Source organism: Streptococcus suis, from assembly GCF_002964575.1.
Classification (GTDB): domain Bacteria; phylum Bacillota; class Bacilli; order Lactobacillales; family Streptococcaceae; genus Streptococcus; species Streptococcus suis_R.
This window is the reverse complement of record NZ_POQQ01000037.1, coordinates 35,149-50,192: the sequence shown is the minus strand read 5'-3', so window position 1 is coordinate 50,192 and position 15,044 is coordinate 35,149. Positions and strand designations below refer to the sequence as shown.

The window sequence follows — 15,044 nt, the reverse complement described above, 5'->3', positions numbered from 1 at the left end:
TAAAATCTTATATGTTTGTTTAGTGGAGAGAGTAGGTCTGTACCTACACATTAACCATCTTATTGAGAGGTGCTAGTAATTGAGAAGGGAGGAAAAGAATCTAAAGAGTTAGCTGAAGAATTGTGTTTGCGTGAATTTGGAATGATTTATACTGCTAGTAGGTTATTCTAGACAAGGAGTCAGAAATATGAAAAAGACAAGAGTATTTTTGGTTTTATTGATGTTGATGTCGCTAATTTTATTGTTGCCAATACGGGCTGAAGATAATTTGAGTGTATCATTAGAAAATTCAGAAAACATTTCTGTAAATAAAGACGAGAATGGTTATTATGAACAACCTGTAGAACAGAACTTATCAGAAACTTATGGTGAAGAAGAGGACGCTACAGAGACCTCGGTGCTTACGGAGGATATTTCTTCTGGGGTGAATAGTAGTTCTGTAGAAGATGAGAAAACGGAATCAATATTTTATCCTGACGAACGTCGAAGAGTTGTTGATTCTAGATTGTTGCCATATCAGAGTGTTGTTGATATTTTAGCACATACCAAGAATCAATACTATGCAGTCGGTACAGGAGTGCTTATTTCTCATGATAAAGTTTTAACTGCTGCTCACGTTTTAAAAAATATCCATACAGGAAAGTGGGAGGATTTTGTTAGCGTAGTTCCAGCGAAGAATGGAGAAGTACCACTTTTGAATGGTCCATATGGTTCATATAGTGGCGGGGTATATCATTTTTTATCTGCTTATAATGTATCTGAAGTACCAAGTAACGATCTTGCTATTATCACTCTAGACTCGAGTGTTGTAGGTGTTAATCCTTTACAAACAACAACGGTCTTAAATGTAGGTCAAAAGATTAAAGTTATTGGTTATCCTTCGGATAAAGGAGAAGAGATGTATGAAAGTCATGGTACGGTACTAGAAATAAATTCATCAATTATGAAGCATCGTGCTGATACACTTAGTGGAAATAGTGGTGGTCCAATTTTAGATGAAAATAATAACATTATAGCGATTCATACAAGTGGAGTGGCGGAAAATCCTAGTAATACATCTTATATTCAGCTCTATGGAAAAAATACTGCTAGGATTATTGACAATACGGCAATGAATTTGATAAATATGGCATTAACTGATAGTAAATCTAGTACAGCGGTAACGAAAACAATTGCAACATATAGGCTGTATCATGAGGGATTAAAATATCATCTATACACAACTAGTGGAAATGAAAAAAATGTTTTATCTAGGACAGCAGGGTGGAGATTTGAAGGGGTGTCATGGAGAACAAATTCAATTGGTAATCCTGTCTACCGTCTTTATAGTCCAGTATTAAGGAAACACTTATTAACAGCAAGTGAAAATGAAAAAAATGTCTTAATAAAAAGTGGGTGGAAAGATGAGGGGATAATATTTCATGCAGGTGGCTCACAGAATGTTTATCGCCTGTACCATGCTGGATTAAAGGTGCATTTATATACAACAGATATAAATGAGTATAATACACTTCCAAAAAATGGATGGAATAAAGAAGGGATTGCTTGGTCAGTAGAATAGGAGTCAGCATATGAAAAGAAAAAATTTCTACCGATTAGTACTATTATTGGTTGCATTTACAGCTATGTTTCTTTGCTCCTTTTTAGCGAAAGCAGAAACATATAGTCGTACTAAGAATTTGAACTATTTAGATGAGGCGACGGTGCCTCAAAGTATTATTTATGTGGGAGATTCGGGAAGAATTCGACCGCTATCAGATAGTTTGATAAAAGATTTTCAATACGGATTTGACTTTTTTGTAGATGGAAAGATTATTACTGATGACTTTAAAGGGAACGATTTACTAGAGTTAGATCGAAGAGGAAATTGGCAAGCCTTAAAACCAGGTCTTGTTTATTTGGCGGTTAGTCCAGGAGAGTCAGAAGAGTTTCGGGAAGAACTTGTAAAGTATGCTGTTCCGATAGATGAAGGACCGCAGATAGAACCAATTATTAAAAAAGTGTATACGGTTAAGATACTTCCTATTAATACATCTGTTTATAGGCTTTATCATCCCATACTGATGGTCCACCTCTATACAATAGACATGAATGAAAAAGAAGTCTTATCTCATAATGGCTGGCGTTATGAAGGGGAGGCTTGGAGTACTAGTACAGGTGCTGGAAATCCGGTTTACCGACTCTATCATCCTGAGCTTAGATTTCATTTTTATACAAAAGATAGTCACGAGTATGAAGTGTTAGGAACTCGTGGTTGGGTTCAAGAGGGGGAGGCTTATCGTACCAGTGGAACAGTCCCAGTTTATCGTTTGTATCATGAAGGAATAAAAAAACATCTGTTCACAACGGATACAAATGAAAAAAATACACTGATGGGTTATGGTTGGCGTTATGAAGGAGTAGCATGGACTGTAGAATAAAAAATCATGGGTATTCTCTTATCTTTGAAAAGTCCAGATCGGTTAATTGTGATTGCGACCCATAATCCTTTGATTTGGGAGCGAGCAGACCTTATCATAAAATGGAAGACTTATAATTTTTCAAAAAATATTCTTGATTTTTCCTGAAAAATAGTCTACAATAGAGCAAGATAAAACTGAATAACCGGTTGATAGTGGGCAGAAAGGCGACTGACTGTCCAAAGGACGGAACTCTGGAGAGACCATTTTGGCACCGAAGGGGCAAGGTAGCTCTACTTGGAAAAGTAGAGTTGCTGAAACTCTCAGGTAAAAGGACAGAGCGTTGAAAAATAGGATTTTTCTGTATTTTTCACGTTGATTCTGGAGGTTGATGAATTCAGCCTCTTTTGTTTTTTCCGGCAGCTTTATCGGATTAAGAATGATGCTTAGGAGGAAGCTATGTTAGAATTGATGCAGCACATCAATGATTTTGTTTGGGGTCCGCCCCTCTTGTTACTCTTGGTCGGAACGGGTGTTTATTTTACCCTTCGTTTGGGAGTGTTTCAGGTAAGCAAGTTGCCGACGGCCTTTCGTTTGATTTTTTCCAGCGACCAGTCTGGTCAGGGAGATGTGTCCAGTTTTGCAGCTCTGTGTACGGCCCTTGCGGCGACGGTTGGTACGGGAAATATCGTTGGGGTGGCAACAGCCATTACGACTGGTGGACCTGGTGCCCTCTTCTGGATGTGGGTGGCGGCCTTTTTCGGGATGGCAACCAAGTATGCAGAAGGATTTTTAGCCATTAAATACCGTACCAAGGATGCCAATGGGCAAGCAGCAGGGGGTCCGATGCACTACATCACCTTGGGTATGGGACAAAAGTGGAAACCTCTGGCAATTTTCTTTGCCATTTCAGGTGTTTTAGTGGCTCTCTTGGGGATGGGGACCTTTTCTCAGGTTAATTCCATTGCCTCATCTATGTCTGCTAGCTTTGGCTTGGCTCCCCAGCTGGTCAGCATTGTGACAGCAATCTCTATTGCCTTCTTTATCTTTGGGGGAATTGAGAAAATTTCAGAAGTTTCAACTAAAATTGTTCCTTTTATGGCCATCCTTTATATTTTGGCCAGTTTGACTGTTTTGGCTCTGCATTGGGATCAGCTCATACCAACCCTTGCTTTGGTTCTCAAATCAGCCTTTACTCCGGCTGCGGCTGCGGGTGGCTTTGCAGGTGCGACGGTGCAACAAGCAATCCAGCGTGGGATTGCGCGTGGGGTCTTTTCAAATGAATCAGGTTTGGGATCGGCTCCGATTGCTGCTGCAGCTGCCAAGTCAGACAACCCTGTTGAGCAAGGGTTGATTTCGATGACTGGTACCTTTATTGATACCCTTATCATCTGTACCTTGACAGGTTTGACGATTTTGGTGACCGGCCAGTGGTCAGTTGCTGGCTTGGAAGGTGCTCCGCTGACCCAGGCAGCATTTGCGACAGTTTTTGGTCAGCCAGGTGCCTTGGCCTTGACCATTAGTCTAGTTCTCTTTGCCTATACGACCATTCTGGGCTGGTCTTACTACGGTGAGCGTTGTATTGAGTCCCTCTTTGGCACCAAGTCTATCTTGCCTTACCGTCTAGTCTTTGTAGCCATGGTTGCTCTGGGTGGTTTCCTCAAGCTAGACTTGATTTGGACTATCGCAGATATTGTGAACGGGCTTATGGCTCTACCAAACTTGATTGCCTTACTAGCTCTCTCACCAGTGATCATCAAGGAAACACGCCAGTATTTTGCCAAGAAGAAATAAGGAAATAAAATAAGTGCAAAGGTTAATCCTCTGCACTTTTTTGCTGGCTTTGTGGTAGGAAATCCTGCCAAAATTCGTTCCAAGGTTTGACAATGTAGGCATAGCCTGAAGACGGGAAGGTCCAGTCGATATTTTCAAAGTAGGCCATGGTGGCATTGGGTTCGATGCGGTCGATGTTGGAAATCTGTTTGTTGAAACTACCGAAGTTTTTCAAAGTCAAGCAGAGTTTGCGCTTTTCATTGGTACGGATACGGACGGTGACCTTGAAACGTTTGGCCGGAGAATGCAGGCGAAAACTGCCGAAACGGATAGGAAAGCTGGCAAAGTACTTGGTCTGCAAGTCGATCTGGTAGAGGTCAGAAGTTGGAAGATTCTCCACTAACAAGCTACGTTTATAGGGGAAGCGATGTTTTTCAGTATCCAAGTCTTCATCCAAAACCTGCACCCTGTCGGAATAGTCAATCTGGTTAATCTTTAGGCTGATAAAGTGATTGTTGCTGCGTAGGGTGGGAGTGGAGTAGAAGCTATTCAACAGAAAGCGGTCTTTATGAGGGTGGACAGGATTGGGGTAGTGGGAGGTAAATAGCCTCTTGACCAGAACCTTAAATTCTTTCTTCTTCATATCGGGATGGATAACAATGTCCCGTTCGTAAGATAGGTAGTAGCGTCCTTGCTGGATAGCTTCTTCCAAATCTTGGTTGAAGTGGAGACTGTCTAGGAGAGAGCTTTCTTCTTGTTGGCAGCTGGGAATATTGGGGATATGGATAAGAGAAAAGAGAATGGTTGTTGCGATATAGTGTGTGTATTTTTCTTGGGAATAAAAAGAGTTCAATCTTTTTTCCTGTTCCAAAAATGTTTGTTTTTCAGAGTTTAAAACATCTGTTTGCTCACTAGCCATTTCGTGTAACTTTTTAGCAACACCAACAGTCGATGTTTCTGGATATTGCAACAATCGTTGCGCAAACTTTTCTACGACTTGAGAAAAATCTTGCTGTGCTAGATAGTTCTTTAATTTATGCGGGATATTTTTTCTTCCGTTAAAATATTTGGAACAATCCGAAATGCTGACATAAAATTCCTCATCTTCCTTACCAGGTATTTCTAGAAATTGAAAGATACTGTTGACAATAGCTTCTTGCTTAACCCAGCCGACATTTTTCTTCTTTCTCTTATTGACGGCTAGGATAACCTGTAAAATTTCGCTAAAGGATAAAAAAATCATGGTTCATTCTTCCTCTTTGAAAGCGTATTATATTTTCATTTTATCAAAAAAATATAAGGAAATCAGCTAATTATGTGCTTGGAAACTTTCTTTTTTGATAAGGAAAGTTTCCGAAATAGAGCATAACTATTTTCTACAAAATGGAAAGGAAAAAAACGGGTCATTTTGATATGATGGGGGTAATTAATATATGAAGAAGAGGGGAGAGAAAATAGGATGAAATATGCTTATTAGTGTTCTAGTAGTTATCGGTCAATAGGCAGTTTACATGTTCTAATGGTTCTAGAAAGGTTTGTATATGATTAAAAAGAAAAGTAATCGGTATTCAAAGAGTTTGTTTCGACAACAGGAAATTTTTTCTATTCGTAAGCTGAGTTTGGGTGTTGCCTCTGTTTTATTGGGTTCCTTCCTTGTAAGATTGCCAGATAGTTTCTTTTTAGAAAGTAAAGTGATGGCGGTGAACAAATAGAAGTTCCAGTTAGGAATTTAGGATAGGTTTGAAGTATAAAAACAAAGGAGGTTATATGCAAAAGAAATACAAAATTGACCAACGTGGTCAGGATGTTAGTTTTGGACAGGCGTTTAAAGATAGTTGGTATGGGATATTCACTTTTGAAGGGTATACCACTCGGAAAGGCTTTTGGTTTGGAATTATTGGGTTAGCTATTCCAATTGCTTTGTTGGATATATTTGTGATGCCAATGCTTTTTTTGGAATCAGATATAATGGTAGCTTCGCTTTATTTATCGATGGGGAGCTTGGTGTACCTTGTCATTCAAGTTTCCCTCTCGCTAGCACTTCAAGCGAGGCGACTACGAGATGTAGGTTTTAATAATCAAGGAATCACAATATACCTAATTGGTCGTTGTTTGTTTTATTTAAGTCCTACTGTAAGTATAGTACTGACTTTAGTTGATTTTTATGTAGCTTGCCAGCCATCCGGTCGCTTTTTGACAGATGAAAAAAATCATCTTTTTTTCTCTAATCGTGAAGAGGAGCAACAAAACCATTGGACACCCGAGCAACCTTCCAACCAAGTCGTAGGAACTATTACCGATGAAAATGCAGGAGATTCTGCTCGACAAATTCAAGAGGCAGATGTTACTAAAAGTTCACAGGAAGAGTACAAAACGTCGAATCCTATTACACAAGAAATCCAAAATGACTTGGATGAAATGGTTATGGGAGTATCAAGTTATGTTTCACCTTCTGATACAGCTACAAGAGTTAGTGCCCCCTCATCACCTAATGGTATTGTAGAGGAGATGAGAAATCCAGATGGTACTCCTTATTCTAGTGTATACAGTCAAAAAAGCACGAATAAATTCATGGTCATTGGTGTCATTGCAGCAGTCATTTTATGTATAGCTGGTCTTTCTATTTTAGTGACGAATAAGCAAAATACTGCACAACATTCATCTATCCTTCCAGTCCATAAGACCATCGATGTCTCCACCTATGACATGGTTTTGTATTCGGATGGGGAATCGGGTAATGGTACTGCCGAAGTAGAAATTACTTCTATTCCTTACTATGAAGGTTACGATGAAGAGATTGAACAATTATTGTGGAATCCGACCGTGACGCTATCAAAAGAGAATCATTTGAGTAATGGAGATGTGGTGACAGTAAGGATTGAGTTGGACCAGGATGAACTAGAACGATTGGGACTGGATGCGACAGGAATCTATGAGCAGGATGTGACAATTAACAAATTGGACGAACCCTATGTGGTCCAAGAAAGTTCTACTTCACAACCTAGTGTCCTGTCAAATGCAATCATTACAAATATTTCAGCAACTTCCTACCTTTCTGAGCCACAACATCATTTAGAACATTTGCCCAAAAATGTCATAGACGGAGATAGGACGACCGCTTGGGTAGAGGATGTTAGTGGACAGGGAATTCAGGAATCCATCACATTAACACTAGACGGGGTTTATAACATTTCCCAAATGTCAATCTATTCGGGTTACCAATTGAGTGATGATATCTACTATAAAAATTCTAGACCAGCAAGAATTCGATTGACATTTTCAGACAATAGTTATCAAGAGCTTGATATCAATGACCAGATGGGTGAACAGTTAATTGAACTTCCCCAGTCAGTAAACACTTCATCAGTAACGGTGACAATTTTAAAAACTTATTTTGGGAATAAGTACGAAGACACAGCCATATCGGACATCCGCTTTATTGGCCAAAAATCCCAAGGAAGTGCAGCGCCGAGTTCACCAACTTCCTCACTCGTTTCTCAAGAAGAATGGCCCCTTTCAAAGTAACATGAGTTGGCTCAATATATGGTGCAATTTGGTAATGAGATGAAGCAGCCCAACTACCAACGCATTGCTGTTACCAAGCCTGTCATTTGGTCAGGTAGAGAGTTGGATGAGAATTTTAAAATCTTGGACGGCTACGAATACTGGTACGATAACTACAGCAAGGTGCATAGATATATTTTTGTTGTGAACGTAACGGGTGAGCCAGTTGTACTTTATTCTAAGGACACGGGTGACCCAGAATTCTATCGGGTCGGCTTGACTCAAAATGAGATGTTGCCTGGAGCTTTTCGAGAAATCTATTATTGAACAACTTGACTTTTCATAGCTGTTTCTTTGTTATTGTCAGGAGGTGTAAAAGTGAAAAAGAGAATGGCCTTACTACTCATCAGTGTCATACTGATTGGTATAGCTCCACAATTTTTGGTCTTGTCAAATCAGACGAACATAGTTCATGCAGAAACAAAAACGCAAAAAGTTTTAACGCAACCGCTGATGTCCCTCGGTGTTTCGCTGACAGAAAAACAAAAGACTGAAACCAAACGTCTGTTGGGTGACAGTCATATCAGTGACAACCAAGTTCTTTCTGTAACTGGAAAGATGGTATCAAAATACACAGGTTCTGCTGACTCGGATGCCAAAATTTACTCCAGCGCCTTCATTAAACCCTTAGAAAAAGGTTCAGGGGTACAAGTTGAAATTGTGACCCCTGATAAGATTACGATGATTTCAGCAGCAACCTATCAAAATGCCGCTATTACATCCGGTGTGTCGGATATTCTGATTCGGATTGCTTCTGTAGAAACGGTTACGGGTGAAGGTGCCTTGGCAGGTGTTTATGCCTTGTTAGAACAAGCTGGAATTGCAGTTGACCAGACTACTGTTCAAATGAGTCAGGACGAGATCTCTTTAATAGAGAAAATCAAGGCTGAAACGTCCCTATCAGATGAAGAAGCCAACAAACTGATTGCAGAATTAAAGAAGACAATCACGTCTAATCTAGTAAAAAAGAAAGCCATCACGGATGAGTGGTTGCAGAAGCGTCTAGATGAGATTTGTGCCAGTTATCATGTTACATGTAGCGACGGACTAAAAGCAGAAATCATCGCTTGGTTAAGATCCTATTCGAAAACGGATATTGCAAAATCTACTAAGACTGTCAAGCAACTCGAACAAAGCATCCTAACGACTGAGTGGGCGGAAGTGTTATCAACATTGGATAGGGTATTAAATCCTGACGAGATTCTTGCACTTGAGAAGATGGACTATAGTGATAAAAAAGCATATCATGCCATCATTGATGCTGTTTATCGAGAGTTGCTAACTGAAATCAAGGAGGGGCGGTTAGATAAAGTTAAACTAATTTACTCCCAGTCCTTTGTCATTGAACAGCTGTTGTCAAATCCGTCCATTAAAGAAAAAGAAGCACTAAACTATATTCGCACCCTATGCTATTATTTCATCGCCTTTAAAGAAGACGGGAAACTCTCTGGTGCTTTAACAAGAGATAAGAAACCAGCTTGGTTAATCGCGGATACCACAAAGGCTAATTTCCTTTATGCTTTAAATCGCTATAAAAATATTTCTCAAAATCCAAACTTGCAGGAAATAGTCAACCGTATTGCCCTGGCAACAGGCTATGCTTATGAAGCCTTTCTTTATGAGGATATTCAACAAGAAGGAGAGTTTATTCACCTAACCATTGTTTGTCCTTGCTTAGATCAGAAGGTAAAAATGAGTGTTGTTTATAACTTAAAAACGGGAGAATGCATCCTAAAAGATGGTAAGAAAACTAGTAAAACCAAGGTTTATGATTTCAAGAAACAATACAAGGTAAATCTTGAAGACAAGTATCAGAAGTTGGTGGATGATTTGAAGACTTACCAGTTGTCCGATACAGATGTAGCCATTTTCAATGCAAGTAATATCAAGCAAACAGTCTACAATGCCTATAAAGAAGTTGTGGAGCAATTCTATCATTTCTCTCAATCATCGGATGCTCTTCCTAACAATTATTCCTATCTCCCGATACTTGACGATATCACTTACCCACCTGGAGATAGATACTTCAAATATGCCCTATTTGATCTGAATAAGGACGGCATTGATGAGTTGATAATAAGTGACGGAAATGATCATCAGCTGGCTGTATACACCTATAACAAGGGGGTCATTCTCTTAAAAGGGGTTAGTGGTTATCGTGATCATCTGCAGGTTTTCCAAGATGGAAAGATTGTGACATACGGTTCAGGTGGAGCAGATGTTTCAGGGGCGACTATTTATATGCTAGCAAGTGCAGACAAAGGTTTAGTTGAATTGCACACCTTAACCCGAGAATTTAACCAGTCTGCTTCTCAATCGCGCTATATTGTGGGGCAATATGATAGCAGTACTGAAATCTACCAGGGTCAAGCAGAATATCTGAAGCAGTATGGTCAATATGCACAGTATTTATCAGTTGGCTCCTATACTCTTATTGATTCTTCACTTTCCGCAATCATTATCGATCCAAGTATCTTCTATGATATCAGTAATAGGAAGGTTTTTGAAATCACTTCCGAAGAGAAAGTTTCTGTCAAAGATGAGAAGAAAATATCTAGTTCTGAGAAAAAGGCATCTCAGTCCCTTGGTAATCTAACTGCAGAAGATAAAAAAGAAATAGAAGAGCTGGTATTAAACGGACATAGCTATAATAGCGAAGTTTTCATCCGGAGCACGAAATATATTGGTTTAGTTCCGAGTGCTCTGACAGAGCCAGCCATTCATTATGATACGACTGATAAACATGTCACCTTGACCGAATTAACGGATGCCTATAATTCCTATAAGGCGGGTACCTATAATAGTGATGATGTATTGCGAATTTGGAAAAATAGATACGATATGGAAGAGATTGATGCCTCTTACAAGGATCAAGTTGGTCCGATTTTTGGAGCAAGTGAATATGGACTCAAGTACTATAAAGGGGACCAAACCTTTGTACTCAACCATGGCGGATTTGGGTTTGGAACAAGTGCAAAAGTATTGCAAGATGGTTGGACAATAGGAAAAGACTATGTAGATGTTCCTGTGGCTACTGTTGCCATTCCTTCTATGGAACCCCCTAAGTTGACCCAAATTGTGCGTGTTAAATTGAACAACAAACAATACAAGGGTGGCAGTGGTCAGTCTAGTAAATTTTATATCGAAAATGTAGGAACGATTATTGATACTAAATCAGACGGTTCTTACATCACTTGGTCTACTAGACAATCTAAAAAATTATATGAAGCGATACAAGCTTATGGAAAAAAAGAAGGTCTTGCCTTCCAAGTTGATAGTGAGCCCATATCCTCAACTGGTGACTATCAAGTAGCTATTTTTACAGATAGTTCAGATCGTGAGCCAGACATTAAAACCCTATACTATTTTGGAATGGGGAATACATACGATTATTATTTCCTATCGCGATACGATGTTAGTGGTAACTCAACGATTCCAACACGATATGTATTTACCATTCATGAAGGAAAGCCTGTCTTGCTATTAAATCGTCAGAGTGATGCAGGTTATCAAATCCCAGGAACAAGCACCTATATCCCTACTTTTACCTTAGTAACCGATGAGCTACAACAAGAGTTTAGTCAGATATTTTCTGAGGAATAAATGCGGTAAAGCAACTTGGTCTACATGGTGTGTTGTAAGGATAGGAATTGAAAAGACAGTCGTTCGGCTGTCTTTTAGTTTTTTATAGGTTTTTCTGCTATAATGATGGTATGAATGATTTTATCCAGAAATATGTTTCTCAGTTTAATGTGGACGCTCTCTTGACAGCCTTTGTTAATAAAATCCTGTCTCTAGTGCTCCTCTTTCTTGCCTTTTATATCGTGAAAAAGCTTGCCAAGGCTTCGGTTAAAAAGGTTTTGGTTCCGTCTCTTAAAGTATCTACTCAGGATATTGGTCGTCAAAAGACCATCAGCCGTCTGGTTGAAAGTATGCTCAACTACCTGCTCTACTTCATCTTGATTTACAGTATTTTGACCATCTTAGGACTGCCTGTGTCTAGTCTTTTTGCAGGTGCTGGGATTGCTGGGGTAGCGATTGGTTTAGGTGCGCAAGGGTTCTTATCAGACCTAATCAATGGTTTCTTTATTCTCTTGGAGCGTCAATTTGATGTGGGGGATGTGGTCAAGTTGACCAATGGTCCTATTACCATTTCGGGTACCATCGTTAGTATGGGTATTCGGACCACCCAGGTAAGAGATGCAGATGGAACTCTGCATTTTATTCCCAATCGCAACATCCTTGTCGTGTCCAACCAATCCCGTGGCGATATGCGGGCTCAGGTGGATATTCCACTTAAGTTTAATACTGACTTGGAGCAGGTTGGTCGAGTGATTGAGGAAGTCAATCGGAGAGAAGTGAGCAAGTTTGACCAGATTACAGGTGTGACGGTGCTGGGACCGCAAAATACTGCCAACGGTCAATTTGTCTACCGGGTCAATCTCTTTGTTGCCAATGGTCAACAGAGTAGCATTTACCACCAATTCTTTGGATTTTATCAGGAAGCACTACGGCAAGCAGGTATTGACCTTCCGTCCACCAGCCTAACAAAATAGGGAGAGTTATATGGAAGCTAAGGATTTTGTTGTTGAAAATGGGCAGATGTACTATAAGAAAAAGCCTTTCTTTAAGCAACCATTATTTTGGACCAGTCTGGTCGGATGCCTTTTGTCTTTTGTTTTAGGTGTGACCTGTCTGATTTTAATGGCTGGTCTAAGCTTGTCAGATACAAGTGATTCTTGGAGTTCGGAAAGTTACTTTGATGATACGGTGACCTACACAGAGCACCAAGTAGGAGAAAGAGTGGTTTTCCCTGATGGTCTACAGATTACCGTGACCTCCATGGGTAAGGACGATAGTCTTGCACCTATTGGAGACAATGGCTTCGCCTATCTTGTGGAACTGGATGTGAAAAATACATCAGAAGAACCCCTCTATTTTGATGAATACATGTTTCAACTAATCGATGTCGAAACCTACATTCCCTATGACTTAGATATGCGAACCTATGATGTCAATTTGCCAGAAAAGGTCAATCCAGGAGAAGCCATTACAGTTAAATTGATTTATGAAGTAGATCAGGCCAACAATCTGGGCTTGGTGTATGAGGGAGCCGTCTGGACAGAGTTTCTCACAGAGGGAATTTAGGGGACGGGGGTAATAGAGCCAAAATAGCTTAGAAGTCTTGCTTCTAAGCTATTTTTACTTGTTCATACTCTTTGAAAATTAAATGTTAGTGGGGCGGAGAGCATTCATTTTTTAATGGCTAGTTCCTGCAACTGTTCAAGGATGGTATCCAGATCTGCACCAGCCTGCAAGAGAGCGGCAGCAGTATAGCAACCTTCGGTAACGGGAACGGTTTGGATAAGAACCTGTTTATCAGAAAAATCAGCAGCAAGTTCAATGTTCATCCGTGCGCTTCCCAGATCAAAGAAGGCTAGAAGTGTGTCTGCTGGATTTCTGTCCATTCTGTCTTGTACCATTTCAAAGCTAGTACCGATGCTACCATCTTCTAGTCCACCACAGTAGGTGATTGGAATATCTTTGGCGACCTCGGAGACTAGGTCGATAATGCCCTGAGCTAGATTTTTGGAATGGGATACAAGTAGGATTCCAACTGCTGTCATAGTCCCACCTCCAGCATTGCTTCAAAGAGAAGTCCAGATGAGAAGGAGCCCGGGTCGATATGACCGATAGAGCGTTCGCCAACATAGGAGGCACGGCCCTTGGTCGCAACGATATCTTTTGTTACCTGAACAGCCTCACGGATAACTTCTACTGTTAGCTGGTTTTCTCTTAGAGCAGCAATGACAGGAACCCACACGTCTACCATGGTTTTTTCACCTAATTCGGCCTTGCCACGTTTTTGGATCATGTCCAAACCTGCTTGTAGCGTATCAGCTAAATCCGCACCAGCTTGACTGGCTTTAGTTATCCCCATAAAAGCAGAACCGTAGAGAGGACCAGAAGCGCCGCCCACCTTGCTGAGGAGTTGCATGGCAACCACTTTGAAAACCTGGTCAGCGCTCTCGTAGTCTTTTTCAGTCAGTTCTTGCATGACGGCAGCCATACCACGCGCCATGTTGCCCCCGTGATCTCCATCTCCGATAGGAGAGTCTAGTTCACTCAAATAATCCTTGTTCTCTTGAATTTTTTTGTTGAATGTCTCCATCCAGAGCAATGCTTGTTTTGCATCCATAGTTCTTCTCCTACCAAGCGACAACTTCAACAGGTGCCTGTAAAGCGTCAATCCAGCTTGGGTCTTCTAGTTTAATCAAAGTCAGTGATAGTCCAGCCATATCGATGGATGTCATATAGTTACCGATTTTCTTGTAGTCGACAAGGACACCTTTTTTAGCCAGTAATTGCGCAACGTCGTTGGCAAAGACATATTGCTCCATGAGAGGAGTTGCTCCAAGACCATTGATAAGGACACCGTAGTGTTCACCATCTTGAATGTCAAAGCCTTCAGCCAATTTCTCAACCAATTCTTCAGCCAATTTTGCAGATGGTTGTAGCTTTTCTTTCTTATAGCCAGGTTCGCCATGGATACCAACGCCATACTCAAATTCATCTTCTTCAAGGACGAAGCCTGGTTTGCCCACTTCAGGAACAGTAGCGCCTGAAAGCGCAAGACCGATAGTCTTGATTTGTGGAACGAGGCGGTCAGCTAATTCTTTAATCTCAGCAAGCGATTTACCAGTTTCAGCAGCATGACCGAGAATCTTGTGGACAAGGATGGTACCTGCTACGCCACGACGTCCTTGGGTATAGAGGCTATTTTCCACAGCGATGTCATCGTCCACAACGACACTAGCCACTTCGATTCCTTCCATTTCAGCCAACTCTTGTGCCATTTCAAAGTTCATAATATCGCCAGAGTAGTTTTTGATAACCATGAAGACTCCAGCCCCTTCATCAGCTGCCTTAATAGCTTCTAAGATTTGGTCTGGGGTTGGTGAGGTAAATACTGCGCCACACACAGCGGCAGACAACATACCCTTACCGACAAAGCCTGCATGAGAAGGTTCGTGACCAGAACCACCTCCTGAGATGATGCCGACTTTGCCAGTCTTTTCCGCCTTGCGAACAATGACTTCAAAACCGTCAATGCGCTCAATCACATCTTGGTGCATAAAGACAAGGCCTTTCAACATTTCGTCAACGACATGTTCAGGTTGGTTAATGATTTTTTTCATGAGATAGACTCCTTTGTTTTTTATACTGTTATTATATTTTTAAATAATTGAAAAAGGAAGGGACAAATTCTAAAATGTGTCCCTTTTGTTTCTATCAAAAGCATGATAG

At 40.6% G+C, this 15,044-nt stretch carries 13 protein-coding genes, 1 pseudogene and 1 riboswitch; of the genes and pseudogenes, 10 read left to right on the top strand and 4 right to left on the bottom strand.

The window, feature by feature from the left end; genetic code table 11:
- Positions 1-187 precede the first annotated feature (187 nt).
- From C1E58_RS03095 to C1E58_RS03080, 4 genes and pseudogenes are all read left to right on the top strand, one after another.
- On the top strand, positions 188-1,561 hold the full coding sequence (locus C1E58_RS03095) for a trypsin-like peptidase domain-containing protein (RefSeq protein WP_105209285.1): 1,374 nt from the start codon (positions 188-190) through the stop codon (positions 1,559-1,561).
- A 10-nt stretch (positions 1,562-1,571) separates the two neighbouring features.
- Entirely contained in the window at positions 1,572-2,420 is an 849-nt protein-coding gene (locus C1E58_RS03090) for a hypothetical protein (RefSeq protein WP_105209284.1), read from the top strand.
- A pseudogene (locus tag C1E58_RS12335) lies at positions 2,421-2,567 on the top strand (ABC transporter ATP-binding protein); the annotation flags it as partial.
- A gap of 76 nt (positions 2,568-2,643) precedes the next feature.
- Positions 2,644-2,748: riboswitch (glycine riboswitch) on the top strand.
- A 110-nt stretch (positions 2,749-2,858) separates the two neighbouring features.
- Entirely contained in the window at positions 2,859-4,193 is a 1,335-nt protein-coding gene (locus tag C1E58_RS03080; RefSeq protein ID WP_105209283.1) for an alanine/glycine:cation symporter family protein, read from the top strand.
- Between the two features lie 22 nt (positions 4,194-4,215).
- On the opposite strand, the gene C1E58_RS03075 is transcribed toward C1E58_RS03080, so the two are convergent.
- A complete protein-coding gene (locus tag C1E58_RS03075) occupies positions 4,216-5,415 on the bottom strand; it encodes a hypothetical protein (protein WP_105209282.1) in 1,200 nt (399 codons plus the stop codon).
- A gap of 298 nt (positions 5,416-5,713) precedes the next feature.
- Between C1E58_RS03075 and C1E58_RS03070 the strand changes: the two genes are divergently transcribed.
- From C1E58_RS03070 to C1E58_RS03045, 6 genes are all read left to right on the top strand, one after another.
- Positions 5,714-5,884: a YSIRK-type signal peptide-containing protein gene (locus C1E58_RS03070; RefSeq protein WP_105209281.1), complete on the top strand. Its 171-nt coding sequence runs from the start codon at positions 5,714-5,716 to the stop codon at positions 5,882-5,884.
- Between the two features lie 55 nt (positions 5,885-5,939).
- Positions 5,940-7,697 carry an NADase-type glycan-binding domain-containing protein gene (locus tag C1E58_RS03065; RefSeq protein ID WP_105209280.1) on the top strand — a complete coding sequence of 586 codons (1,758 nt, stop codon included), beginning with the start codon at positions 5,940-5,942 and terminating at the stop codon, positions 7,695-7,697.
- A 6-nt stretch (positions 7,698-7,703) separates the two neighbouring features.
- Positions 7,704-8,003: a hypothetical protein gene (locus C1E58_RS03060; RefSeq protein ID WP_153055816.1), complete on the top strand. Its 300-nt coding sequence runs from the start codon at positions 7,704-7,706 to the stop codon at positions 8,001-8,003.
- 51 nt (positions 8,004-8,054) lie between these two features.
- A complete protein-coding gene (locus tag C1E58_RS03055) occupies positions 8,055-11,339 on the top strand; it encodes a DUF1002 domain-containing protein (RefSeq protein WP_153055815.1) in 3,285 nt (1,094 codons plus the stop codon).
- 110 nt (positions 11,340-11,449) lie between these two features.
- The gene (locus tag C1E58_RS03050) at positions 11,450-12,292 is read left to right on the top strand and encodes a mechanosensitive ion channel family protein (protein WP_105209277.1); all 843 of its coding nucleotides are present in this window, start codon (positions 11,450-11,452) and stop codon (positions 12,290-12,292) included.
- Between the two features lie 10 nt (positions 12,293-12,302).
- Complete coding sequence (locus tag C1E58_RS03045) at positions 12,303-12,884, top strand: DUF4352 domain-containing protein (protein ID WP_105209276.1); 582 nt, start codon at positions 12,303-12,305, stop codon at positions 12,882-12,884.
- 104 nt (positions 12,885-12,988) lie between these two features.
- Here C1E58_RS03045 and dhaM read toward each other — a convergent pair whose 3' ends face one another.
- From dhaM to dhaK, 3 genes are read right to left on the bottom strand one after another with little or no spacing between them, the layout of a single operon-like run.
- On the bottom strand, positions 12,989-13,363 hold the full coding sequence (dhaM, locus tag C1E58_RS03040; RefSeq protein ID WP_105209275.1) for a dihydroxyacetone kinase phosphoryl donor subunit DhaM: 375 nt from the start codon (positions 13,361-13,363) through the stop codon (positions 12,989-12,991).
- Positions 13,360-13,935: a dihydroxyacetone kinase subunit DhaL gene (gene dhaL, locus C1E58_RS03035; RefSeq protein ID WP_105209274.1), complete on the bottom strand. Its 576-nt coding sequence runs from the start codon at positions 13,933-13,935 to the stop codon at positions 13,360-13,362. The genes dhaM and dhaL overlap by 4 nt, the downstream gene beginning before the upstream one ends.
- 10 nt (positions 13,936-13,945) lie before the next feature.
- Positions 13,946-14,935 (bottom strand): dihydroxyacetone kinase subunit DhaK, encoded by a 990-nt coding sequence (gene dhaK / locus C1E58_RS03030; RefSeq protein WP_105117297.1) that lies wholly within the window; start codon positions 14,933-14,935, stop codon positions 13,946-13,948.
- Between the last annotated feature and the right edge of the window lie 109 nt (positions 14,936-15,044).